Source organism: Rummeliibacillus pycnus (assembly GCF_044359855.1).
In the GTDB taxonomy this organism is placed as follows: Bacteria; Bacillota; Bacilli; order Bacillales_A; family Planococcaceae; genus Rummeliibacillus; species Rummeliibacillus pycnus_A.
The window spans coordinates 3,610,489-3,635,557 of sequence record NZ_CP132291.1 but is presented as its reverse complement, the minus strand read 5'-3'; the positions used below and the strand labels follow the sequence as shown (position 1 = coordinate 3,635,557).

Annotated in this window: 22 protein-coding genes; all 22 read right to left on the bottom strand. The window is 35.9% G+C overall.

The window, feature by feature from the left end; translation table 11 throughout:
* Positions 1-72: 72 nt before the first annotated feature.
* The 22 genes from Q8X41_RS17645 to flhA all read right to left on the bottom strand — a co-directional run bounded on the left by Q8X41_RS17645 (position 73) and on the right by flhA (position 25,063).
* Positions 73-4,407: a PolC-type DNA polymerase III gene (locus Q8X41_RS17645; RefSeq protein ID WP_397537548.1), complete on the bottom strand. Its 4,335-nt coding sequence runs from the start codon at positions 4,405-4,407 to the stop codon at positions 73-75.
* A gap of 225 nt (positions 4,408-4,632) precedes the next feature.
* A complete protein-coding gene (locus Q8X41_RS17640; protein WP_397537547.1) occupies positions 4,633-6,339 on the bottom strand; it encodes a proline--tRNA ligase in 1,707 nt (568 codons plus the stop codon).
* Positions 6,340-6,515: 176 nt separating this feature from the next.
* Complete coding sequence (gene rseP, locus Q8X41_RS17635) at positions 6,516-7,775, bottom strand: RIP metalloprotease RseP (protein ID WP_397537546.1); 1,260 nt, start codon at positions 7,773-7,775, stop codon at positions 6,516-6,518.
* Positions 7,776-7,817: 42 nt separating this feature from the next.
* Complete coding sequence (gene dxr, locus Q8X41_RS17630) at positions 7,818-8,963, bottom strand: 1-deoxy-D-xylulose-5-phosphate reductoisomerase (RefSeq protein WP_397537545.1); 1,146 nt, start codon at positions 8,961-8,963, stop codon at positions 7,818-7,820.
* Between the two features lie 13 nt (positions 8,964-8,976).
* On the bottom strand, positions 8,977-9,771 hold the full coding sequence (locus tag Q8X41_RS17625) for a phosphatidate cytidylyltransferase (RefSeq protein ID WP_397537544.1): 795 nt from the start codon (positions 9,769-9,771) through the stop codon (positions 8,977-8,979).
* Between the two features lie 6 nt (positions 9,772-9,777).
* Positions 9,778-10,563 carry an isoprenyl transferase gene (locus tag Q8X41_RS17620; RefSeq protein WP_397537543.1) on the bottom strand — a complete coding sequence of 262 codons (786 nt, stop codon included), beginning with the start codon at positions 10,561-10,563 and terminating at the stop codon, positions 9,778-9,780.
* A 320-nt stretch (positions 10,564-10,883) separates the two neighbouring features.
* A complete protein-coding gene (frr, locus tag Q8X41_RS17615; protein WP_397537542.1) occupies positions 10,884-11,441 on the bottom strand; it encodes a ribosome recycling factor in 558 nt (185 codons plus the stop codon).
* Entirely contained in the window at positions 11,441-12,166 is a 726-nt protein-coding gene (pyrH, locus tag Q8X41_RS17610; protein ID WP_102692635.1) for a UMP kinase, read from the bottom strand. Before pyrH ends, frr begins: the two co-directional genes overlap by 1 nt.
* Before the next feature lie 93 nt (positions 12,167-12,259).
* On the bottom strand, positions 12,260-13,144 hold the full coding sequence (gene tsf / locus Q8X41_RS17605; RefSeq protein ID WP_397537541.1) for a translation elongation factor Ts: 885 nt from the start codon (positions 13,142-13,144) through the stop codon (positions 12,260-12,262).
* 99 nt (positions 13,145-13,243) lie between these two features.
* Complete coding sequence (gene rpsB, locus Q8X41_RS17600; protein WP_397537540.1) at positions 13,244-13,966, bottom strand: 30S ribosomal protein S2; 723 nt, start codon at positions 13,964-13,966, stop codon at positions 13,244-13,246.
* Between the two features lie 150 nt (positions 13,967-14,116).
* Positions 14,117-14,683, bottom strand: a complete 567-nt coding sequence (locus Q8X41_RS17595; RefSeq protein WP_397537539.1) for a hypothetical protein — start codon at positions 14,681-14,683, stop codon at positions 14,117-14,119.
* A gap of 8 nt (positions 14,684-14,691) precedes the next feature.
* Positions 14,692-15,000, bottom strand: coding sequence for an RNA polymerase subunit sigma (locus Q8X41_RS17590; protein WP_397537538.1), 309 nt, complete (start codon positions 14,998-15,000; stop codon positions 14,692-14,694).
* A 17-nt stretch (positions 15,001-15,017) separates the two neighbouring features.
* Entirely contained in the window at positions 15,018-15,791 is a 774-nt protein-coding gene (locus tag Q8X41_RS17585) for a FliA/WhiG family RNA polymerase sigma factor (RefSeq protein WP_397537537.1), read from the bottom strand.
* 90 nt (positions 15,792-15,881) lie between these two features.
* Complete coding sequence (locus Q8X41_RS17580) at positions 15,882-16,226, bottom strand: hypothetical protein (protein WP_397537536.1); 345 nt, start codon at positions 16,224-16,226, stop codon at positions 15,882-15,884.
* Positions 16,226-16,726, bottom strand: a complete 501-nt coding sequence (locus Q8X41_RS17575) for a chemotaxis protein CheD (RefSeq protein ID WP_397537535.1) — start codon at positions 16,724-16,726, stop codon at positions 16,226-16,228. The genes Q8X41_RS17580 and Q8X41_RS17575 overlap by 1 nt, the downstream gene beginning before the upstream one ends.
* Position 16,727: 1 nt before the next feature.
* Positions 16,728-17,360, bottom strand: coding sequence for a chemotaxis protein CheC (locus Q8X41_RS17570; RefSeq protein WP_397537534.1), 633 nt, complete (start codon positions 17,358-17,360; stop codon positions 16,728-16,730).
* Positions 17,361-17,376: 16 nt separating this feature from the next.
* Entirely contained in the window at positions 17,377-17,823 is a 447-nt protein-coding gene (locus Q8X41_RS17565; RefSeq protein ID WP_397537533.1) for a chemotaxis protein CheW, read from the bottom strand.
* Between the two features lie 26 nt (positions 17,824-17,849).
* Positions 17,850-19,892, bottom strand: a complete 2,043-nt coding sequence (locus Q8X41_RS17560; RefSeq protein WP_397537532.1) for a chemotaxis protein CheW — start codon at positions 19,890-19,892, stop codon at positions 17,850-17,852.
* Between the two features lie 13 nt (positions 19,893-19,905).
* Positions 19,906-21,045, bottom strand: coding sequence for a chemotaxis response regulator protein-glutamate methylesterase (locus Q8X41_RS17555; protein WP_397537531.1), 1,140 nt, complete (start codon positions 21,043-21,045; stop codon positions 19,906-19,908).
* A complete protein-coding gene (locus tag Q8X41_RS17550; RefSeq protein ID WP_397537530.1) occupies positions 21,046-21,915 on the bottom strand; it encodes a MinD/ParA family protein in 870 nt (289 codons plus the stop codon).
* Positions 21,912-23,033, bottom strand: coding sequence for a flagellar biosynthesis protein FlhF (flhF, locus tag Q8X41_RS17545; RefSeq protein WP_397537529.1), 1,122 nt, complete (start codon positions 23,031-23,033; stop codon positions 21,912-21,914). Before flhF ends, Q8X41_RS17550 begins: the two co-directional genes overlap by 4 nt.
* Positions 23,033-25,063, bottom strand: coding sequence for a flagellar biosynthesis protein FlhA (gene flhA / locus Q8X41_RS17540; RefSeq protein WP_397537528.1), 2,031 nt, complete (start codon positions 25,061-25,063; stop codon positions 23,033-23,035). The genes flhF and flhA overlap by 1 nt, the downstream gene beginning before the upstream one ends.
* Positions 25,064-25,069: the final 6 nt, after the last annotated feature.

The following is a 25,069-nucleotide window of genomic DNA, read 5'->3' as shown; positions in this document are numbered from 1 at the left end:
TCTTTTGCTGCCGTTCTATCAACAAATAATTGACTAAATCATAACACAATTTAGCAGCAAATGCAACCAGCTCTAGAAGAGAGACAGTTGGTTCGCATCTGGTAGCCCTTCTAAGCATCCTAATTTATCCATATACTCAATTAATGATTTTGAAACTCGCCCTCGAATTTGTAAATCCTCTTTAGAAAGGAATTCGCCTTCTTCTCTGGCTTTTTCAATAGCGTATGCTACGTTATTTCCTAGTCCTGGAATCGCATTGAATGGTGGAATTAAACTTTGTCCATCAATAACAAATTCTGTTGCCTTTGAACGATATAAATCAACCTTTTGGAATGACATGCCTCGTTCACACATTTCAAGTGCTAATTCCAACACAGTTAATAAGCTTTTTTCTTTTGTCGATGCTTCTAAACCTTTTGCATCAATCTCATCAATATGTGCACGAAGCATTTGTGAACCGTTTACCATTGCGATTAAATCGAAATCATCAGCACGTACAGTAAAGTATGCACAGTAATACACAATTGGGAAATGTACTTTAAAGTATGCTATACGAACAGCCATTAATACATATGCAGCTGCGTGAGCTTTAGGGAACATATATTTAATCTTTTTACAAGAATCGATGTACCATTCTGGCACACTTTCTTTTCGCATTGCTGCTTCCATATCATCAGTAAGCCCTTTCCCTTTACGTACATGCTCCATAATTTTAAATGCTAATGATGGTTCGAGACCTTGGTAAATTAAATAAACCATAATATCATCACGACAACCAATAACTTCAGATAACACACAAGTGCCATTTTCGATTAATTCACTGGCATTTCCTAACCATACATCTGTACCATGTGATAAACCTGAAATTTGTACAAGTTCTGAGAAAGTAGACGGTTTTGTTTCTTCCAACATTTGACGCACAAATCTCGTTCCAAATTCCGGTATACCTAATGTACCTGTTTTACAATTGATTTGCTCAGCAGTTACACCCAAAGATTCTGGTCCTGTGAAGATTTTCATAACTTCAGGATCATCGGTCGGAATCGTTTTTGGATCAATTCCTGTTAAATCAAGAAGCATACGAATAACCGTCGGATCATCGTGTCCAAGAATATCAAGTTTTAACACATTATCATGGATAGAGTGGAAATCGAAGTGTGTTGTTTTCCACTCTGCATCCTGTGCGTCAGCCGGAAATTGGAATGGTGAGAAATCGTATATATCCATATAGTCTGGTACTACAATAATACCGCCCGGATGCTGACCTGTTGTTCGTTTTACTCCTGTACAACCTTGTACAAGACGATCTATTTCTGCGCCACGCATATTTATATTATGGTCTGTTGCATATCCTCTTACATATCCGTAAGCTGTTTTTTCTGCAACTGTACCAATTGTACCTGCCCGATATGCATAATCTTCACCAAACAATACTTTCGTATAGTTATGTGCACGTGGTTGGTAACTACCACTGAAGTTTAAATCGATATCGGGAACTTTATCCCCTTTGAAACCCAGGAATGTTTCGAAGGGAATATCATGACCATCTTTTTTGTAGTGTGCTCCGCATTCAGGGCAATCCTTGTTTGGTAAGTCAAACCCAGAGCCAACGGAACCATCATTGAAGAATTCTACATGCTGGCAATTTGGACAAACATAGTGAGGTGGCAATGCATTAACTTCTGTAATCTCCATCATTGTCGCAACTAGCGACGATCCAACTGAACCACGCGAACCTACTAAATAGCCATCACTTAATGATTTTTTTACAAGCTTATGTGATATAAGGTAAATAACAGAGAATCCATGGCCAATAATAGAGCCCAATTCTTTTTCAAGACGTGCCTCTACTATTTCGGGAAGGTTTGGTCCATAAATTTTATGCGCCATATTATAACTCATTTCACGAACTGTTTCTTCCGCACCTTCAATACGAGGAGTGTACAATTTATCTTTTACTGGTACAACATCCCCAATCATATCTGCTATTTTTTGTGAATTTGTCACAACAAGCTCTTTCGCTATATCTTCCCCTAAAAACGCAAAATCTTGCAACATTTCATCTGTTGTTCGTAAATGAACTTTTGGCAATTCATAACGATTTAAAGGATTTGCGCCACCTTGAGAACGTAATAGGATTTTACGGAAAATCGCATCATTTTCACTTAAATAATGCACATTCCCAGTTGCTACAACAGGTTTATCTAATTTTTTCCCGATTTTCACAACTTTACGAATTATATCTTCTAGATTCCATTCATCGCGAATTAATTCAGCTTCAATTAAAGGTGCATAAACGGCTTTGGGATGTACCTCTAAATAATCATAGAATTTTGCTACTTCCATCGCTTCGTCCATCGATTTTTGCATAACTGCTGTAAAGAATTCACCTTTATCGCAAGCAGTACCTATTAGTAGTCCTTGGCGATATTTTTGTAATGATGAACGTTTAATTCGTGGCACTCGATAGAATGTTTTAACATGTGATTCACTGACAAGTTTAAACAGATTTTTTAGTCCATCATTATCAACAGCTAAAATCGTACAGTGTGTAGGACGTGCTCTTTTAAAAGCATCTCCTCCACCTATATGTTTGTTGAAGTCATCATGATATTTAATATCTTGTTCGTCGGCTTCTTTTAATAAATGTAACAGTAGAAAGCCTGTAGCTTCTGTATCGTAAATAGCACGATGATGTTGCGTTAAATCAATACCGAATTTTTTACATAATGTATTTAATCGGTGGTTTTTCATTTCTGGATGTAAGAAACGTGCAAGCTCTAAAGTGTCAATTACAGGGTGATGAAAATCATCAATTCCTGCTTTTTTATAAGCTTCATAAAGGAAACCAACATCGAATGTTGCGTTATGCGCTACAACAATTGCCTCTCCGATAAAGTCATGGAATTTTGCAATCATGTCGACCACTTCAGGTGCATCTCTGACCATATCGTCGGTAATACTTGTTAATTCAATCGTTGTAGCAGACAACGGATGATGTGGGTTGGCAAAACTTTCGAATGTATCGATTACATCGCCATTCTTAATCTTTACTGCCGCAAGTTCAATAATCGTATCATATGCTGCAGACAACCCTGTTGTTTCCACGTCAAATACAACAAATGTATCATCTTCAAGTAAACGATGTTGGTCATCGTATGCGATTGGCACACCATCATTCACTAAGTTTGCTTCAATACCATAAATAATCTTAATGCCATGTTTTTTACCTGCATTATAGGCATCAGGGAACGATTGTGCTATCGCATGATCCGTAATTGCAATTGCAGGATGCCCCCATTTGGCTGCTTGACCTACAAGCGATTCGACTGAGGAGACAGCATCCATTTGACTCATTGGTGTATGCAAATGTAATTCTACACGTTTTTCCCCTTCTGGTGCTTTATCCACTCTTAATGTTGGTTTAATCTCCATCATGTCTTGAGCCATCACGATTAAATCACGAACAAACGTATCATTTTGAACAGAACCACGTACCTTTAACCACATTCCTTTTTTCGCCATTTGCATAAGAGCTGCATCCTCTTTATCGCGTGAGAACATTTTGACCAAAATAGAATCAGTGTAATCGGTTAACTTAATTGTTAACAATGACCGCCCGCTTCGTAATTCTTTTACTTCCACATCGAAAACAAATCCTTCAATTACTACTCGTCGTTCCTCATCTTGAATTTGGTGAATTTCCATCATAGGTTCATCCGGTTTAATTGGGATACCCAATTGGAAAGGTCTATCAGTAGCATCGGACAAATCAGGATTTTCTTGTTTTTCTTTTTCACGTTTTTGCATATCCATTACAGCTTTTTGTGCAAAAGCAGCTTCTTCTTTACGACGCTGTTCAAGAAACGCTTGTTGTTGTTCCGCTAAATCTTCCGTTGTTTCTTTTAATTGAAAATCGATCGCCATATAAGGGAAACCAAAATGCATATATGCCTTTGAAATGACCTCTGCATATTTACTTTTTAATGTCATCAATTGGAATTCTTGTTGACAATTGAGCATTAGCTTTTGTCCATTCCATTCAGGGAATTGTTTTACTAACTCTTCTCTTAATGGTGGAGACATTTCATCAATTTCTTCGACAATCTTCAGCCAGTAATCTGAAATTATTTGTTGTGATACTTGATGATTTTCTGCTTCTATATCAACGAATACATTCGCAATCTGAGAAAACGCTGCTTCTAAACGCATTTGAAAATCTTGATATACTCGAAAAGGTAATATATTTTGTAATTTCAATGAAAAGCGCCAAACACGGTCTGTTTTATGCACAGTCAAGCGTGTCATTTCAGCCGCTTCAAAAAATGGCATAAAGACGTCTTCTGTCATATTAATCTGTTGTAATAAGAGCTGGAATTTTAATTTTGAATCTTGTTCGTTTGCCATCTTCCCACCTACTTTCTGTCTTACATATATGAACAAACCGCTTCTTTTTTTATTACGGGTAACTCCTTATGTTGGCGAACCGACGAGCCTCCTTGCAGGATTCTCCGCATTTCGCTCTAGTAAGATTCATTAAATAATCAACAATGTCATATAACAGATCCTTAAATAAAGAAAAGAAAGTACAAGTGTACTTTCTCTCCTAAAATGACCCGTAGCAATCGTTAATTATTCAGCATGAAAGAAATTATTTAAGCGATCTACTAGCTCTTCTTTCGCCCATTCGAATGTTTCACCTGATTGACGGAATTTAACTTCAACAATACCTTCTGCAGCTTTTTTACCAACTGTTACTCGTACTGGTAAACCGATTAAATCTGCATCCGCAAATTTAACCCCTGCACGTTCTTTACGATCATCATATAGCACATCATAGCGGTATGATTTCAACAATTTGTAAAGGTCTTCAGTTAAGCCTTTTTGCGCTTCATCTTTTTCGTTTACTGAAATTAGGTGAATATCATATGGTGCAACTTGTTTAGGCCATACAAATCCGTAGCTATCTTGGAATTGCTCTGCAACAGCTGCCATTACACGAGAAACACCAATACCATAGCAACCCATGATAAATGGTTGTGAACGACCATTTTCATCTAAGAATGTTGCTTTCATGGAATCACTGTATTTTGTACCTAATTTAAAGACATGTCCAACTTCAATTCCTTCAGCAAATTTAATTGTACCTTTACCATCTGGTGTTGGATCACCAACTTGTACAAAACGTAAGTCTTCATAACGATCAATAGCAAAATCTCTACCTGGATTTACATTAATATAATGATAGCCATCTTCGTTGGCTCCACTTACACCATTACGGATTGATTTGATAGCATTATCTGCTATTACTTTCACATTCACAGGTAATTTTACTGGTCCTAATGAACCTACATGGCAATTTAATAATTCAAAAATAGCGTCTTCTTCTGCTAATTCAACCGATTCAGCATCTAATGCGTGTTTTAGTTTAATATCATTAATTTCGTGATCACCACGAGCAAGCACTACAACTAATTCGTCATCTACATTAAATACTAATGTTTTGATACATTGTTCTGGTTTAACATTTAGGAACGTAGCTACGTCTTCAATTGATTTTTGATCTGGAGTTGCTACTTTTTCGAGATCCTTCATTTCTTCGCTTGAATGTGTATAGTCAACATTTACCTCAGCCATTTCAATATTAGCTGCGTAATCTGTTTCATCAGAATAAGCAATTGTATCTTCACCAATTTCAGATAACACCATGAATTCGTGTGTATCTGTACCACCTATTGAGCCAGAATCGGCGATTACTGCACGGAATTTCAAGCCAAGACGAGTGAATATATTTGTATAAGCTTTAACCATATCTTGATATGTTTCATCTAAACTTTCTTGGTTTGCATGGAAAGAATATGCATCTTTCATCACAAATTCACGACCACGTAGTAGACCGAAGCGTGGTCGTTTTTCATCTCGGAATTTAGTTTGAATTTGATATAAAGCTAAAGGCAATTTTTTATATGATTTTATTTCATCACGTACTAGTGAAGTGATGACTTCTTCATGAGTTGGACCAAGAGCAAACTGGCGATCATGACGGTCTTTTAAACGCATTAATTCAGGGCCGTAAGCTTCCCAACGACCGGATTCTTGCCATAGTTCAGCTTGTTGCAATGATGGCATTAATAATTCCACAGCACCAGCTGCATCCATTTCTTCACGGACAATTTGTTCAATTTTTTGTAGTACTTTAATTCCTAATGGCAAGAATGAATAAACCCCACTTGTATTTTGGCGAATAAAACCAGCACGTAATAAGAGCTGATGAGACTTAACGTCTGCATCAGCAGGTATTTCGCGCAAAGTTGGGATAAATGTTTTGCTTTGTTTCATCAAAAAAACCTCACTTTGAGCAATATATAATTAGTGTAACTTTTTTCAGCATATGTCTCCCACCTCTATTGGTGGTGAGTTAATGCAAACTTTTTCTGTTATTTTCAGTGGATGTCCAACAATCACTAAAGTAGTTAAAGCCTCTTAGACATAATTACGCCGAGGCGTAATTGATTTTAAAAGAAGAACCGTTGTATATCATTCCAGGTTACCGCTATCATGAGAATCATTAATAGTACAATCCCCACGAAATGGACCATTCCTTCTTTTTGACGATCAACTGGTTTACCACGAACAGCTTCGAATCCGAAGAATAATAAACGACCTCCATCTAATGCAGGTAATGGAAGTAAGTTCATGATTCCTAAGTTAATACTTAATACAGCTGCCCAGTTCATAATGTTAACAAATCCGTATTTTGCAACTTCTTCAGTTGCTTTGTATATACCTACCGGACCAGATAATGCATCAATCGAAAATCCTCCTGTAATTAACGATCCGAGGATGGTAAAGATTTTAATAATCCAATGATAAGTCTCTGAAAAACCAAATGCAATTGCTTTCAATGGATTTTTTTCCACAGGACTTTGATATTGCACACCAATTTGACCTATTGTTTGTCCTTCTATTGTCTTTTTAGTTGGCGTTACTTTGATGCTTTCATTACCACTATTTCGTTTAAGATCTAATGTTAATTGATTTTCAGGATTGTTTTGAATCGCATCTGATAATTGTTGCCAACTATCAATAGATTTACCATTTATAGCTGTTACGACATCACCTTTTTCCAATCCTGCATTAGCAGCTGGGCTATCTTTTACAACACCAGCAATCACTGGTTCATATGTCGGTACGCCTTGCATTAACGCAATAGCGATAAACACAATAATTGAAAGAATAAAGTTAAACAATGGGCCTGCAAAAATAGTCATTGCTCGTTTACCCACTGATTTTGAATTAAATTGACGGTCATATGGAGCAATAATAAGTTCACTACCATTTTCTTCGATAACCGCATTGCGCGCTATATTGTAACGTACAAGTTTTTCATCTTCATCATAACCTTCAACCCATAATTCTTTTTGAAGATCTGCCTTTTCCACTTCAAGGAATAGCATGTCAGGCAATTGCTTGTTTTGGTTTAAAACGATTTTCGTTACTTCGTTTTGATCGTTCAACAGCATTCCAATTCGATAACCTGGTTGAAGTTCAACCACATCTGCATCGTCTCCTGCCATACGGACATAACCACCCATTGGCAATAAGCGAATGGTATACAAGGTTTCGCCTTTATTGATCCCTAATATCTTGGGACCAAAGCCAATTGCAAATTCACGCACTAATATACCAGAACGTTTTGCAAAGATGAAGTGACCTAGTTCATGGAAAAACACGATGGAACCGAATACTACGATGAATGCAATGATTGATTGCATGGAATCCCACCTTTTTCAGCTTGTGTAAAATCACTACTATTGCTATTTTAGCATGCTTTGAACTGTTTTTCTCGTTTCTTTATCAACATGTAAAATAGTTTCTAAATCTGGATGTTGAATGTTCATATGATCGTTCATCATTTTTTCGATAATGTCTTCAATTTCAAGGAATTTAATTTCCCCTTGCAAAAATGCACCAACAGCAGCCTCGTTTGCGGCATTCATAACTGTTAAAATTGTACCACCCATTTTGCCAGCTTGATATGCGAAATCTAAGCAACGGAAACGATTTAAATCTACATTTTCAAAATGCAATTGACCAATTTTTGCTAAATCTAATCTTTCAGCTGCCAGTCTTGGTAATCTCTCAGGGTAGCTTAATGCATATTGAATTGGTGTACGCATATCTGGGGTACCTAGTTGAGCCATTATACTTGTATCATGATATTCAACCATTGAGTGAATAATGCTTTCTCGATGGATTAATACATCAATTTTGTCATATGGCATGTCATATAATACCGCAGCTTCAATTACTTCTAAACCTTTGTTCATCAAGGTTGCTGAATCGATTGTAATTTTGGCTCCCATTGACCAATTGGGGTGATTTAATGCTTCTTTAATCGTTACATTTTCAAGCTCTTTACGTGTTTTGTCACGGAAGCTACCACCTGAAGCGGTAAGAATTAAGCGTGATATAGACTTACGGTTTTCACCTTGCATTGATTGCCAAAGAGCAGAATGTTCACTATCAACTGGTAAAATTGGCGCACCATATTTTTTTGCTTCACTCATTACTAAGTGTCCAGCTGTCACAAGCGTTTCTTTATTGGCGATTGCAATTGCTTTCTTTTCGCGAATTGCTGCTAATGTTGCTTCAAGACCTATACTTCCTAATACTGCGTTTAATAAAACGGTTGCTTCTGAAAAAGTAGCTACATCTACTAATCCTTTTGTTCCATAAGTAAAGTCAATATGAGAAAACTCTTTAGAAAGAGTATATGCATCTTTCTCTAATTGTACAGATACTAATTTGGGTTTAAACTCACGAATAATATCTTTTGTTTTTTCGATATTTTTACCTGCTGCAAATGCCACAATTTCAAATTCATCCGCATGTTCTCTTACAATATCTAATGTTTGCAAGCCAATGGAGCCTGTAGCTCCTAATAAGCTAATTGATTTCATTTAAAAGACTCCCTTATCCAATGAAGTGCAAGAAATAGAGCAATGGTAAAACGAATAATAGACTATCAAAACGGTCTAATATCCCACCATGCCCGGGCAGTATTTTCCCAGAATCCTTCACACCATAATGACGTTTAATTGCTGATTCTACTAAATCACCTAATTGACCAAATATAGAAGCTACAATCGATACTATAATTAATGTTACGTAAGATATATCTAATTTGGCAATTAATTGGAAAATAATTACTGCAATAATAGCTACAACGATTCCACCGACAAAACCTTCAACTGTCTTATTTGGCGAAATCTCTGGCCATAATTTATTTTTCCCGAGTTTTCTACCAATGAAGTATGCTCCTGAATCAGTAGTCCATACAATAACTAATGCATAAACAACATATGCTAAACCTTCTGCTCGTGTTGTAATAAAGAAGTGGAATCCAATTCCAACATACATAGCACTTGCTAATAAAAAACCTACATCATCAAACGTAAATTTATTTTTTACTAGTACTGTGTAAATCAGCAATAATATTGCAATTATGAATAGATATTCAATCTTTGAATAAGATGTTGCATTTTGGACTCGTTCACTCCAATCATCTGGCATTAATATAACAAACAATGCAAATAATGTGATGATTCCTGGAAGTGAGAATAACGAAATTCCTCGCATTTTCAATATTTCATATAACCCTACTGCCGCCATTACGTATATCAAAATGGTAAATGGTAATTGACCATAGATGACGAATGGTATAAACAGTGCAGCGGCAATTAGCGCCGTAATAATACGCTGTTTCAATCTTCCTTATTCTCCTTTCAATCCACCATATCGGCGATTGCGTTTTTGATAGTCTTTAATAGCATCATAAAAGGCATGCTCGTCAAAGTCTGGCCATAGGATCTCCGTAAACCAAAATTCAGTGTAAGCAAGCTGCCACAACATAAAATTACTCAAACGAATTTCTCCACTCGTGCGAATTAATAAATCAGGATCTGGTAAATTAGCAGTCATAAGTCCAGATGAAATATTCTCCTCTGAAATATCTAATACATCTAATTCTCCATCCTTAATTTGTTTGGCTATTCGTTGCATAGCAAGTACTAATTCTTTCCGACTGCCATAGTTCAATGCAAAGTTAAGAACCATTCCTGTATTTTCTTTTGTTTGATTCATCGCGTTTTGAACTGCGCGCTGTGTATGACCTGGCAATTCATCCATTTCGCCAATCATTTCAATTCGAATATTTAGCTCCATTAACTCAGGCAGAAATGAACCTAAAAATTCTTCAGGTAACCGCATCAAAAATTCTACTTCTTTTCTTGGGCGTTTCCAGTTTTCTGTTGAAAAAGCATATAACGTAATGGCTTTTACTCCGATTGCATTTGCAGCTCGTGTAATTTTACGTACGTTTTTCATTCCTTCATGATGTCCAGCAACACGAGGTAATGCACGTTTTCTCGCCCATCTTCCGTTACCATCCATAATAATTGCTATATGGGCAGGCACTTGTTCATTTGAAATATCTGAAATTCGTTCCTGTAAATCTTGACGTTGTTTATCTGATTTTCCCCATACGAGTTTGTTTAACATTTAGAATCCTCCACTAACTTACAAATCGGAACGTATACTACTTCTATCATATCAAAAATACGGATTTTTTTCCTTAATCTTAACAAAAAAAGACGTCCCTGTACTTATAGGACGTCTTAAAAAACACAAGGTTCTAAAAAATCAATTACGCCTCAGCGTAATTGCGTACAAATTTCGAACTGTGTTTGCACAATTTGAATTTTGTAACATCCACCTGAGACTTTAACTAATGTCAGCGATTTTTTAAACAACTGCTTATAGTAGAAAAAAATTCTGTATTCATCTTTTCACCAATAGAAGTGGAGACTTCTGCTGAATGATTAAACAGACATAATTTCGCTTTCTTTTTCTTTTGCAACTTCATCGACTTTAACAATATTTGCATCTGTTAGTTTTTGGATATCATCTGAGAAACCACGTAAATCATCTTCAGTAATTTCGCCAGCTTTTTCTAATTTTTTAAATTCATCATTAGCATCACGACGAACATTGCGGATGACAACTTTCGCTTCTTCTGCTTCTTTTTTCACTAATTTAACTAGTTCTTTACGACGTTCTTCCGTTAGAGCCGGAATTGTTAATCGAATAACATTACCATCGTTCGTAGGTGTGATACCAATATCAGATTTCAACAATGCTTTTTCGATATCACCAAGAACTGTTTTATCATAAGGCTGAATAACCAATAGTCGTGCTTCAGGAATTGAAATACCAGCTAGTTGATTAATAGGGGTTGGTGCGCCATAATATTCAACGCTTACATGGTCTAGTAACGAAGCATTTGCACGACCAGCGCGAATAGATGCTAATGCACGAGTAAACGCTTGAATCGATTTTGTCATTTTTTCTTCAGCTTTTGCCATAACTTCTTTTGACATTATGAATTCCTCCTAACAACTGTTCCGATTGTTTCGCCTAATACGGCGCGTTTAATATTACCGTTTTCAGTAATAGAGAACACGATTAATGGAATATCATTATCCATACATAAAGTGGACGCTGTTGAATCCATTACTTGCAATCCTTGTTGAATTACTTCTAAGTATGTTAGATTATCATATTTTACTGCATCTGCATTTGTTTTTGGATCTGCAGAGTATACGCCATCTACGTTGTTTTTAGCCATTAAAATGACATCTGCATTAATTTCAGCTGCACGTAACGCTGCTGTCGTGTCTGTAGAGAAGTAAGGGTTACCTGTGCCCGCTGCAAAAATAACAACACGTTTTTTTTCTAAGTGACGAACCGCTTTTCTACGGATATATGGTTCTGCTACTTGCGTCATAACAATTGATGACTGCACACGTGTTGGAACGCTAAGATTTTCAAGTGAATCTTGAAGTGCTAATGCATTCATAACAGTTGCTAACATGCCCATATAATCGGCATTTGCACGTTCCATGCCCATTTCAGCACCAATTTTCCCTCTCCAAATGTTTCCGCCACCGACTACTAGGGCAACTTCTACCCCTAGATCAACAACCTCTTTTACTTGTTCTGCTACTGATTTAACAATTTTAGGTGATAAGCCAAAGCCTTCTTCTCCAGCAAGGGCTTCTCCACTAAGTTTAATGACTACTCTTTTGTACTGTGGCATACTCATTGGAACCTCCATCATGCTTTTTTCTTGAAAAAGAGGGAACACCATAAGCTGTGCTCCCTACTTTTTTTACATTAATATTTAATAATATCGGTATTAGTTACCTTTAACTTGGTTCATTACTTCTTCAGCGAAGTTATCTTCACGTTTTTCGATACCTTCACCAACTTCATAACGTACGAATGAAGTTAATGTACCGCCAGCTGCTTTTACAAAGTCGCCAACTTTTTGATCTGGGTTTTTAACGAATGGTTGGTCAAGAACACAGATTTCTTCGAAGTATTTACGTAAACGACCTTCAACCATTTTAGCAACGATGTTTTCAGGTTTACCTTCGTTAAGAGCTTGTTCAGTTAATACTTTGCGTTCGTGAGCAATTTCTTCTTCAGAAACTTGGTCATGAGCAATGTATTTAGGGTTTAATGCAGCGATGTGCATTGCAACGTCTTTTGCTGCATCTGCATCAGTTGTACCTTCAACTACTGCTAATACACCAATGCGTCCACCCATGTGTAGGTAAGCACCGAATGCATCTGCATCAGTTTTAGTAGCTACAGTGAAACGACGAAGAGTGATTTTTTCACCAATTGTAGCAATTGCTGAAGAAATATGGTCAACAACTTTTGCACCGTTTTCCATAGTTGTTTCTAAAGCTTCTTCTACTGTTGCTGGTTTAGCAACTAATAAGTGATCAGCTAATTCTTTAACTAAAGTTTTGAAACCTTCGTTTTTAGCAACGAAGTCAGTTTCAGCGTTAACTTCTAAAAGTACAGCTTCATTACCTTTTACTTCGATATAAGTTGTACCTTCTGCAGCTACGCGGTCAGCTTTTTTAGCAGCTGATGATAATCCTTTTTCACGTAGGAAATCGATTGCTGCTTCCATATCTCCATCAACTTGTACTAATGCTTTTTTACAATCCATCATACCAGCACCAGTTTTTTCACGTAATTCTTTAACCATTTTTGCAGTTACTGCCATTGATAGTTCCTCCTTATAAATTCATATGAAATTATTATCATTCTCAAAAAAAGGTGATAAGAGGGTTTAGCCGCTTATCACCTGTTTTCTAATCAGAAATTACTCAGCTGCAACCTCTTCAGCTGGAACTGCTTCTTCTTCACCTTGTTTAGATTCGATTAAAGCATCAGCCATTTTTGCAGTGATTAATTTAACTGCGCGAATTGCGTCATCATTTGAAGGAATAACGTAATCGATTTCGTCAGGATCACAGTTAGTATCAACCATTCCTACTAACGGAATGTTTAATTTGCGAGCTTCTGCTACAGCAATACGTTCTTTGCGTGGGTCTACTACGAACATTACGTCTGGTAGATCATGCATATCACGGATACCGCCTAAGAATTTAACAAGACGTTCGTGTTGTTTTTTAAGTTGAACAACTTCTTTTTTAGGTAGAACTTCGAAAGTTCCGTCTTCTTCCATTTTTTCGATATCTTTCATACGTTTTACACGTTTTTGAATAGTACCGAAGTTTGTAAGAGTACCACCTAACCAACGTTGGTTGATGTAGTAGTTACCTGAACGTTCAGCTTCATCTTTAATAGCTTCTTGAGCTTGTTTTTTAGTACCAACGAAAAGAACTTTACCACCATCTTGGCCAACTTGGCGCATGAAGTCGTAAGCTTCTTCTAATTTTTTAACTGTTTTTTGTAAATCGATAATGTAGATACCGTTACGTTCAACAAAAATGAATTTTTTCATTTTTGGGTTCCAACGGCGAGTTTGGTGACCGAAATGTACACCAGCTTCTAGTAATTGTTTCATTGAAATTACTGACATGAGTGTTTCCTCCTGATATGGTTTTTTTGTCCTCCGTATTCATCATCTGTAGGAGTAACTCATAATGAGCACCTTCTCCGTGCATCAGAATACGTGTGTAATGTAACACCACTTGATAATATATCACACAGTCTTGTCCTATGCAACCTTTTAGTGTTGAAATTTCAGTAATAATTCAATTTCTGTTTTTCCTTTTTGCAGCATTTTTGCAATTTCATCAATGGTCTTTCCACCACGATATAATTCTTGGATTTGTTCATCCAGAGTTAGTTTCTTTTCCGGTTCAACAAGGTGCGTCAGTTCCTCTTTAAAGGATTCATTTTGCACTGTTATGGTTGGTGTTGTTGTAGAATTATTTTTATATGCCTTTGCTGCGACGTTTCTCGGCAAATTATAAGTTGGTACTATGACTTCTTCTTTTTTAGTAGATTGGTCTTCTTGTATCCCGTCAATATCTTTCTCTGTAGTAGTATGCTTATTCTCGTTTTCATGTATTTGTCTATTTCTATTCATCATTGTTAATTCTTTAATTAATCGATCATTTTCATCACGCATTTCTGCTAAATAAGCACCAACTGCATTATACATTTCATCCTTTAATCGTTCCTGACTCTTTTCAATATCTTTTAGTCGAGAAATTTTCGTATAAAGTAAAATAATGAAGTAAAAGCTTAACACTTGTGCAATAAATAAAAACACTAAAATTGTCGCTACCATTATAACTCCTATCCGCTAAAATCTACAAAATGTCCTTTGAAAGGATGTTGAATCTGATCAAGAGTGGGAGATTCATGTTTCTTTTTTTTGCCTCGTTGCTTTTCATTTTCTCTATCATCGGATGGATCATCTTCTCTAATTTGAGCAGTTTTATCAGATTCTAAAACAGCTGTTCTATTTCGTTCAATTTGTTTTTGTAATGCATGATTAGCAAAATCTTGCCCTGCATTCACTTGCTGCTGTGCTTGTTCCGTTATTTTACCCGCTTCAAAAGTCTTAGGTAATGCAATTTGTAATTCTACCCCTTTTAAGCTCATACATTTGCCTCCAGTGATTATACATTTTGCATCTCGGCTGATAATAAATTACGTAATTTAAAGAGCGCCTTTGAATGTATTTGAGATATTCTTGATGTAGAAAGTTGAAGCATTTCTCCAATTTCAGTTAGAGTTAACTCTTCTGTATAAAATAAACTCAATACTTGTTGCTCTTTTTCGTTTAGTTTTAATATGTTCTCGACTAAATCATCTAATAGTTCTGTTCGAACAATTTCTTGCTCAGGTGTACGTACTTGTTCGTCCCTAATGGCAAATGTCTTGACCTCTGAATCATCTTGATCTGAAGAATGCTCGTCCATAGATAAAATATTAGACATAAAATGTTCTTGCATTGTTTGATATACATCATCTACACTGACGCCTAATTCTTGAGCTACTTCTTCTGGTGTAACATGCCGTTGTAGTTGTTGCTCCATCGCTTCAATCTGTGCTTCTAGTTTTTTTGATTTTTCCCTAGCAGATCGCGGCAACCAATCTTCCTTTCTCAGTCCATCTATTATTGCGCCACGGACTCGGAAAGAGGCATATGTATCAAATTTTAAATCTCGTGATATATCAAATTTGTTAAGTGCGTCGAATAATCCCATCATGCCAAGGCTTGTCAATTCATCTCTCGATACATTTTTGGGTAAACCAGTACTAATACGTTGTACATGGTAAGAGACGAGTGGAGTATATTTTTTTATTAACAAATCTCCTGCACGAGGATCACGTTCAGCTGCCCAGCTTTGCCAAAGCTTTTGTTCTTCATTTGACGTTGGTTGCATCATCGAATCCACCTCGTTGTCTTTTCTAAATGACATGTATATTATATCAAATCTTTACTATAAAAGGGAGCCAAAATAAGCTCCCTTTCAAAATTATTCGTCATTTGACATCATTGTTTTGACAGCTTTCGCTAATTCTTCTGCTTGATTGTCACTAAGGGTACTGGAAGTCTTCTCTTTCAATGAATGTTGTTCTTCAACTTCCCCATCAGATTGTATTGTTGTTTCTTGAACTGTTGATTCTTCATCAGAAGGAGTGTACATAACAAACGCAATAATAAAACGAACTATATAAGTCAATAAAAACACAATGACAGCAACAATGAATGAATGAATAATAATACTTGTTGGGTTTTCTACTGATTGAAATGTCATTAAAAAATAAATTGTAAAAGCTATTACAGCTGCCCAACAATTAGATAAAAATGAACCTACCATTATATTTCTTTCACTCCTTGATTGACAGTACGAATATGTAAAACGGAAGTTGAAGTGTCGAATTCAATCGTACGCCCACTACTTCCACCAGTATCTTCTGCAACTATAGGAATTGATAACATCTTTAGTTGCTGTTTCACTGCCTCTACATTTCTAGGGCCAATTCGCATCGAATCACGATTCGATGTGAATTGGAACATTTGAGCCCCTCCTGCAATCTTAGCTTTTAATTTAAACGAATGAACGCCTTCTCTTTTTAATTGTTCCACCATGGCCGGTATACCCGTATCAGCAAATTTCGCTACATTAATTGATTCACTACGACCTAACTTTGAGTCTGGCAACATAACATGAACTAAACCTGCAATTTCTTTTGATTCATCATAAAGTACTACACCTACACATGACCCTAAACCTGATGTTCTAATTGTATTTGGTGATTTTGCTATATCCATTTGAGCAATACCAACTTTAACAACCGTGCTTATACTCGCTAACATATTATGAAACCCCTAAAGATCTAAATATCGTTTCAAAAGAGTCAGGATCCGGCAATAAGAAGAAGTGTCCACGGACTGTTTCTGAATCACCCATATGTTCTTCAAAAATAGTAGTATCAATAACAATTACATGATCACCGATTTGTGAAACTTCAACAAGGCCAAAACTAATAATTGCACCAAACATATCAACAGTTAAAGCAGGTGGTGTAGGATAAATTTTCAAGCCAGTAAAATCTGATAATGCAGATAAATAGGAACCAGATAGTATATTTCCAAGTTCCTGCATAGCAGATCGTCCTAACTCTGAAACTGGTGGATTTCTAAAATCAAATGATTCATCATGGATTAATTTTTTGATAAAATGATTTGCTTGTTCTACCGGAAGAATAAAAAACATTCCACCTTCCGCATCACCTTCAATTCGAAGATAAATACCCGCAACAACACTTTCAGCACCGCCAGCAAATTCCATCATCTCATTAAATGAGACCATTTCAACTTTTGGGACCCGCATATCGATTTTAGTATTCAACAAATCCGAAAGAGCTGTAGCAGCGTGAGCAGCCCCTATATTTCCAATTTCTTTTAAAACATCTAAGTGCAAAGACGTTATTTTATTGTAAAATGTCATTAGATTTTACCATTCCTTATTTTAAGGTATTAAGTACTTTCTCTAAATTCAATAATATTAATAGTCTTTTATCTACTTTTGCAACGCCTGAGATAAATTCTTCTTCATAAGATCCTACTACTTCAGGTTGTGGTTCAATTGCTACTTTTGGAATGTCCATTACATCATTAGCAGCATCGACGATAAATCCTACTTCCATTTCATCTAATGAAATAATAATAATACGTGTATTTTCATTTTCAACTGATGATTTCACGTTAAAACGGTCGCGAAGATCGATAATTGGTGTAACTACACCACGTAGATTAATTACACCTTTAACGTATTCAGGAGTTTTTGGTACACGTGTAATATGCATTGTTTTTTCAATTCCTTGAACTTGATTTACTGGAATCGCGTACTCTTTATCACCTAGTTGAAATACAATTACTTTTACACTTTCTACATCAAGTGAATTTGCCATTATGGACACCTCTTTCTATAAGTACGTTATTTAATTAGTGAATTACAGTCAACGATTAATGCTACTTTACCATTTCCTAGAATAGTAGCGCCGGAAATCGCAAATACATTTGTCAGATAGTTTCCAAGTGATTTTAAGACAATTTCTTGTTGTCCTATAAATGAATCTACTACTAACCCCGCCATTTTCTCACCTTTACGTACAAGTACAACTGAATGGAATTCATCATCTTTTGATTCATCGCGAGGTACTTCAAAGATTTCATCCAAATATACAAGCGGAACAACTTTTCCACGGAAGTCAATTACTTTTTGATTATGAGCATTCATAATATCAGATTTGCGAATAATTGATGTTTCTATTATTGATGATAGTGGAATTGCATATATTTCTTTTTCAATTTCTACTAACATTACAGAGATTATAGATAGTGTTAGAGGCAATTGAATAGAGAATAATGAACCTCTACCTTCAGTAGAATCTATTGTGATATTACCGCCTAGTGATTCAATTGTTGATTTTACAACATCCAGCCCCACACCTCGACCAGATATATCAGAAATTACATCAGCTGTTGAGAAGCCAGACGCTAAAATCAGTTCATTTACTTGATTATCTGTCATGGAAGTAGCAGTTTCTAGCGATACAATTCCTCTAGAAATGGCCTTTTCTAATACTCTTTCACGATTAATGCCAGCGCCGTCATCTTCTAATTCAATAAAGACATGATTACCACTATGATAAGCACGCAGCACTATTTTACCCACTTCAGTTTTTCCAGCTGCTTTTCGTTTTTCCGGGCTTTCAACACCATGGTCTAGCGCGTTACGGATAAGGTGTACAAGCGGATCACCTAACTCATCAATTACAGTACGATCTAATTCAGTCTCAGCACCGATAATCTCTAAATCTACTTTCTTGTGTAAATCACGAGTTAATTGACGGACCATTTTAGGGAAACGGTTGAAAACAGTTTCAACTGGTACCATACGCATTGTTAAAATAATATTTTGCAAATCACCTGAAATGCGTGACATTCTTTCTACGGTTTCATTTAATTCACTATGATTTAATTCTGATGCAATAGATTGTAAACGCCCACGGTCAATGACAAGTTCTTCAAATAGATTCATTAAAATATCTAAGCGTTCAATATTAACTCGAATCGTCTTACTACTTGTGTGTGAAGGTTTCTTTTCAGGTGCTTTTTTAGCATCTGTATTAGTAGTTACTGGTATAGTAGAAGTATTCTGTGCAACTGGTACTTCTGCTACTGTTACAGCAATTTCTTGTTTTACAAGCGCATGATAATCAATTGGTGTAACTATTACATTTTCTACTTCAGATACTTTCAATAATTTCTTTTGTACATCGTTTGCTGAATCTTTTGTTACCAAAGCAACATAGAAATCATTATCAAACTGCTCTTCTTCTAGTTTTTCAACAGTTGGCGAGGATTTAATTACATCCCCTAATTTTTCTAATATATCAAACACCATAAATACCCTTGCTGCTTTTAATAAACAATCTTCACGTAAGTGTATAGCGATTTCATATGTATTGAAATCTTGTTCATGCGATTGTTGAATAACAGTTAACTCAAATTCATCATATCGTAAGGCTTCAGCACTAGAAACAGGTCCACCTACAGTAGATTCTTCAGCAGGAATATCCACTCCATCAATTGGCTCTCCATTTTCAATACGTTTTAGTTTAGCAACAGTAGCTGTTACATCACGTTTACCATCACCACCATTAGCAATATCATCAATCATCGCTTCTAAATGGTCGACAGATTCAAAAACAACATCCAAAATCTCTGGAGTGACGGTGATTTTCTCATTGCGAATCGCATCCAATACGTTCTCCATTTTATGTGTCAAATCAGCTAAATCTTCAAAACCCATTGTCGCTGACATACCCTTTAAAGTATGCGCATTACGGAAAATTTCATTGACTATTGCTAAATCATGTGGATTTTGTTCTAATGCTAATAAGTTTTCATTACAAGATTGAAGATGCTCTTTACTTTCATCTATAAAGACCTCTAAATATTGGTTTGTATCCATTAAAAGCCCCCCTTTAAGGCAAATATTTCATAATTATATTTGAAATATCATCAACATCTGCAACTTCGTCAACTAATCCTGTTGCGTAAGCAGATTTTGGCATACCATAAACAACACATGTATCTGCGGATTCAGTAATAGCAATGACATTTCCATTGTTTTTTAATGCTTGCAATCCTTTTGTACCATCTGAACCCATGCCTGTCATAATGACAGCGATTTTATCAAAATCATTGTATTTACTATTATCTTCGAACATGACATCCACAGAAGGTCTATGCCCTCCGCGGGGTGGTTCTGATTGATCTAATTCAATACAATAGGACATGCCTACTTTTCGAATATGTAGATGAAAACCTCCCGGCGCAATATACGCAACACCTGCTTGGAGAATATCTCCTTGTTCAGCTTCTTTTACGGTAATTTTGGCCAGTTGATCTAATCGATTAGCCAATGATTTCGTAAATCCTTCAGGCATATGTTGCACAATAAGTATAGGTGCTGGGATATTTTGCGGTAGCCGAGTAATAACTTCCTGCAATGCTCTAGGGCCGCCTGTTGACGTACCAATAAGCACCATTTTCTTAGAATGCGAATTCCATTTCACAGGAGGATTAACTTGAATACCTCGTTGAATATCATCTTTAGTATTCACGCTACTATGGGAAAGAGTAGATACTTTTTCTTTCGGAATAGTTGTCTTCTCCAAATCCTTCTGTTCTGCATGTCGTAATTTAGATACATGTACTGTAGCCGCATTTTCTACAATTCGAATTACTTCAGATTGAATCTTGTAAAGGTCCAATGAAATTGGTCCACTTGGTTTTGCGACAAAATCAACAGCGCCACTTGCCATTGCTTCTAATGTTATCTTTGCGCCACTTTTTGTTGTGCTTGATAACATTACAACTGGAACCGGACATTCTTTCATTATTACTTTTAGCGCTTCAAGTCCGTTCATCTCTGGCATTTCTACATCCATCGTTACAACATCTGGTTTAAGCATTTGAATTTTCCTTATTGCATCTTTACCATTACGAGCTGTCCCGATCACTTTAATATGAGGATGATCACCAAAGAAATCTGATATCATTTTCCTCATAAACGCTGAGTCATCAACTATTAATAGTTTTTTCGGTTGGGTAATAGACAACTAATCACTTCCTTTCGAAAAAATACTTTTTAATTTAGAAATAAACTTATTCGATTGAATTGGAACGATAATTTCTTTCGTATTTCCTTCGATAAATCTATTCGTTATTTCTTTCAATGTCTTCGTAATTTGAGCGTTAGGATATAATATTGAAAAAGGAACTTGTCTTTTTACTGCTTGACGAACAAGTTTATCTTCTGGTAGTGCACCTAATATCGTTACTTCCTTTGCTAAAAAACGAGCCATTGTTTCTTTCAATCTATTCAATGTATCGGAGCCTTCTTCATTAGTTAAAACTCTATTGCAAAGCAAATAAAAATTTTTCTCACGATCTTTGTAATGGATATATTTCATCATTGAATAGGCATCCATAACAGAAGTAGGTTCTGAAGTTGAAACAACGATAATATCATCTACAGCAACTAGTAAATCTAATGACCAATTTGTGGCGCCAGCTCCCATATCAAATAAAATATAATCATAGGTTGCTTGCAGATTCTCAAAAGCAGTCAATAGCCGTTCAAACATAAGATCAGACCATTCTAGCAATCCCGCAAGCCCTGTTCCACCTGAAATATAATGCAAGCTATTAGGTCCCTCAAAAATTACTTCTTCTATTGAGACATCCCCTTGCAAATAATCCTTTAAACTACTTCTAGAACTTTTGCCTAATAGGATATGAATATTTCCCATCCCTATATCCATGTCTACAATTATAACTTTTTTACCATATGCGGCTAAAGTATTAGAAAAATTTGCTGTAAAATTACTTTTCCCTACTCCACCTTTACCACTAACTACAGCAATCGATTGCCCTACAATCTTACTTTGTTGCATTTTCAACCTTAATGCTTCAGCCTGATCTCTCATATGTTATCTCCCTGAAAAAGCAATTCAATAATATTATTGATAGATGCTTCTTCAATATCTTCTGGTACTTCCTGACCATTCGTGTAGTAAGCAAGTCCCTTCTTATATTTAACCATTAAATTGATCATTGAGCCAATAGTATTTGTTTCATCTGTCTTTGTAAATATTAATTTTTCCACAGGAAATGCTAAAAATTGTTCAATAATTGTTGCCATATCGCGTTCTTTCGCTGTCATAGACAAAACTAAGTAATTTTCTACATTTTTTTCAACATCAATTAACTGTTGTAAATCCTTAATATATTTTGCTTCTTTATAATTTCGACCAGCAGTATCGATAAAGACTAAATCTAACTGTTCAAATTTTATTAAGGCTTTCTCATAATCTTCCCTACTATAAACAATTTCCACTTGTGCTTGTAAAAGATTCGCGTATGTTTTGAGTTGTTCGATTGCAGCAATCCGGTATGTATCTGTTGTGATAAAACCTATTTTCTTTTTCTCTTGCAATACTGCTCTTGCTGCCATCTTTGCAATTGTAGTTGTTTTACCAACACCAGTTGGACCTAATACATTAATATATTGTTTATTAAATGAGATGCCGCCGAAAGGTAAATCCTTCAATAATTTCATTAGATACTTTTTTGCTATTTCTTGTAGTTCTTTTTGTGATAAATCTTCTTTACTATTTTTTACAACTGCAAAGAGCTCATCACCTATTTGCGTGATGAGCTCAGGATTAATCTCTTGCTGCTCTAATCTTTCAATAATAGCTGATAGTTCATCTGGATATTGAACGCTAATAGATTGGCGTTGCATAGATTTCATCATTATTTTTAAATCTGCAAGTTCTTTTTTTATTTCTTCCGTTTGTTCTTCAGTAGATTCTGACTCAATAATCATTGGTTGTTGTACAATTCTAGAAGGAATCCTAGCTTCTATTGAATTTGTACGATCAATCCCCGCTACTACTTCAAAGCTTTTCTTTTTGAACATACCTAAAAAGCCTTTTGAGTATAAAACTTTCGAACTTGCAATAATTGCATCATCACCTAAATCTGCTTGTACTTTTTTCATCGCAGCAGTCATTGATGGCGCTATATATTTTTTCATTTTCATTAAACGTTCACCACCCCAACACTTTGAATCTCTATTGATGATTCTAATTCATTATACGAAAGAATTGGAATTTGAGGGAAATATCTTTCTGTCAATTGTCGTAAATACATTCGTACTGCAGGAGAACATAAAATGACAGGTGATTGTTCAAAGAATGCAATACGTTCCACTTCTTTTGCAATTGACTCTAAAATAGCTTGCGACTCAGTTGGGTCCATTGCTAAATAATTACCATGATCGGTTTGTTGGATACTATCAGCAATTGTTTTTTCGACTTTCGCAGAAACAGTCAATACTTTTAACTCTGTTTGTCCAGAGGCATATTGGGTTGTAATTTGACGCGCTAAGGATTGTCGAACATATTCAGTTAAGACATCGACATCAGATGTTAACTTCGAATAATCTGCTAAAGTTTCAAAAATAACAGGTAGATTTCGTACAGATACATTTTCTTCTAGCAATTTTGCTAATACTTTTTGAATTTCACCAATGGATAATGGTGTTGGCGTTAACTCGTCTACTAATATTGGTGCAGTTTCTCTTAGGTGATCGATTAATTGTTTTGTTTCTTGACGACCTAATAGTTCAGACGCATTTGCTCTAATAATCTCCGTTAGGTGCGTTGAAACAACACTTGGTGGATCAACAACTGTATATCCTAACATTTCTGCTTCCTCTTTTACCTGCTCAGTAATCCATTTTGCTGGTAAACCGAAAGAAGGTTCTACAGTATCAATACCTTCAACCGAATCATCATCTCCGGGACTCATTGCTAAATAATGATCTAACAATAATTCACCACTTGCTAACTCATTTCCCTTTATCTTAATACGATATTCGTTTGGTTGAAGTTGAATATTATCTCGAATTCGAACTACCGGTATCACAATCCCTAATTCTAGAGCCAATTGACGGCGAATCATGACAACGCGATCAAGTAAATCTCCACCTTGAGAAGCATCTACAAGAGGAATCAAACCATAACCGAATTCAAATTCAATTGGATCAACACTCAGTAAATTGACAACATTTTCTGGACTCTTTAAATTATCAGTAGTTTCAACTTCTTCAATTTGTTCAAGTTCTTCTATGTTCTCTTTCTTAGCATGATTTAAACTATATGCAACAATCGCTAATACCGCTGCAACTGGAATTGTATAAATAAATTTTATTGGTGTAACAATTCCAAGGATAAAAATAGTTCCGGCCGCTATGTAAATTAATGTTGGATTGGCCAATAGTTGACCTGTAATATCTTTACTTAAGTTACCATCAGATGCCGCACGAGTTACCACAATACCTGTAGCTGTAGAAATAAGTAATGCTGGTATTTGAGATACAAGGCCATCACCGACTGTCAATGTAGTAAATAAATGGACAGCATCAGAAAATCCCATATCCATTTGCACGATCCCGATGATCAAACCAACAATTAAGTTGATTAAGACAATAATGATCGCTGCAATGGCATCACCTTTTACGAATTTCGTAGCACCATCCATTGAGCCATAGAAATCTGCTTCATTACTAACTTTTTCTCGACGCTCTCTTGCATCTGATTCTGATATCAATCCAGCGTTTAAATCTGCGTCTATCGCCATTTGCTTCCCTGGCATTGCATCTAATGTGAAACGTGCAGCCACTTCTGATACACGTTCAGCCCCTTTAGTGATTACGATAAATTGGATAATTACCAAGATAACGAATACAACTAAACCAACTAGCACGTTACCGCCTACTACGAAGGTACCGAAAGTTTCAACGACATTCCCTGCATCTCCACCAGTTAAAATCGCTCGAGTAGTTGAAACATTTAAACCTAATCGGAACAAAGTTAACAATAATAAGAGAGATGGAAAAATTGAAAATTCTAATGCTTCTTTCATGTTCATAGCTGTTAGCATTACAAGTAATGCTAGCGTAATATTAATGATAATTAAAAAGCTTAACAACCATGGTGGTAAAGGGATGATGAGCATTGCCACAATCATTATTACTGCAGCTAATACTCCTATGTCGCTAAATTTCATGTTTGT

Bases quoted from the DNA above. Each gene is read 5' to 3' on its own strand.
- rseP (WP_397537546.1), bottom strand. From the start codon at position 7,775: ATGCAATCAATCATTGCATTCATCGTAGTATTCGGTTCCATCGTGTTT.
- Q8X41_RS17575 (WP_397537535.1), bottom strand. From the start codon at position 16,726: ATGTTAGCGAGTATAAGCACGGTTGTTAAAGTTGGTATTGCTCAAATG.
- pyrH (WP_102692635.1), bottom strand. From the start codon at position 12,166: ATGAGTATGCCACAGTACAAAAGAGTAGTCATTAAACTTAGTGGAGAA.
- flhA (WP_397537528.1), bottom strand. From the start codon at position 25,063: ATGAAATTTAGCGACATAGGAGTATTAGCTGCAGTAATAATGATTGTG.
- dxr (WP_397537545.1), bottom strand. From the start codon at position 8,963: ATGAAATCAATTAGCTTATTAGGAGCTACAGGCTCCATTGGCTTGCAA.
- Q8X41_RS17595 (WP_397537539.1), bottom strand. From the start codon at position 14,683: ATGGTAGCGACAATTTTAGTGTTTTTATTTATTGCACAAGTGTTAAGC.
- Q8X41_RS17585 (WP_397537537.1), bottom strand. From the start codon at position 15,791: ATGATGCAACCAACGTCAAATGAAGAACAAAAGCTTTGGCAAAGCTGG.
- Q8X41_RS17640 (WP_397537547.1), bottom strand. From the start codon at position 6,339: ATGAAACAAAGCAAAACATTTATCCCAACTTTGCGCGAAATACCTGCT.
- frr (WP_397537542.1), bottom strand. From the start codon at position 11,441: ATGTCAAAAGAAGTTATGGCAAAAGCTGAAGAAAAAATGACAAAATCG.
- Q8X41_RS17590 (WP_397537538.1), bottom strand. From the start codon at position 15,000: ATGAGCTTAAAAGGGGTAGAATTACAAATTGCATTACCTAAGACTTTT.
- Q8X41_RS17570 (WP_397537534.1), bottom strand. From the start codon at position 17,360: ATGACATTTTACAATAAAATAACGTCTTTGCACTTAGATGTTTTAAAA.
- Q8X41_RS17550 (WP_397537530.1), bottom strand. From the start codon at position 21,915: ATGAGAGATCAGGCTGAAGCATTAAGGTTGAAAATGCAACAAAGTAAG.
- flhF (WP_397537529.1), bottom strand. From the start codon at position 23,033: ATGAAAATGAAAAAATATATAGCGCCATCAATGACTGCTGCGATGAAA.
- Q8X41_RS17620 (WP_397537543.1), bottom strand. From the start codon at position 10,563: ATGTTAAACAAACTCGTATGGGGAAAATCAGATAAACAACGTCAAGAT.
- tsf (WP_397537541.1), bottom strand. From the start codon at position 13,144: ATGGCAGTAACTGCAAAAATGGTTAAAGAATTACGTGAAAAAACTGGT.
- Q8X41_RS17565 (WP_397537533.1), bottom strand. From the start codon at position 17,823: ATGGCAAATTCACTTGATGTAGAAAGTGTAAAAGTAATTGTATTTCAA.
- Q8X41_RS17580 (WP_397537536.1), bottom strand. From the start codon at position 16,226: ATGGTAGGTTCATTTTTATCTAATTGTTGGGCAGCTGTAATAGCTTTT.
- Q8X41_RS17645 (WP_397537548.1), bottom strand. From the start codon at position 4,407: ATGGCAAACGAACAAGATTCAAAATTAAAATTCCAGCTCTTATTACAA.
- rpsB (WP_397537540.1), bottom strand. From the start codon at position 13,966: ATGTCAGTAATTTCAATGAAACAATTACTAGAAGCTGGTGTACATTTC.
- Q8X41_RS17560 (WP_397537532.1), bottom strand. From the start codon at position 19,892: ATGGATACAAACCAATATTTAGAGGTCTTTATAGATGAAAGTAAAGAG.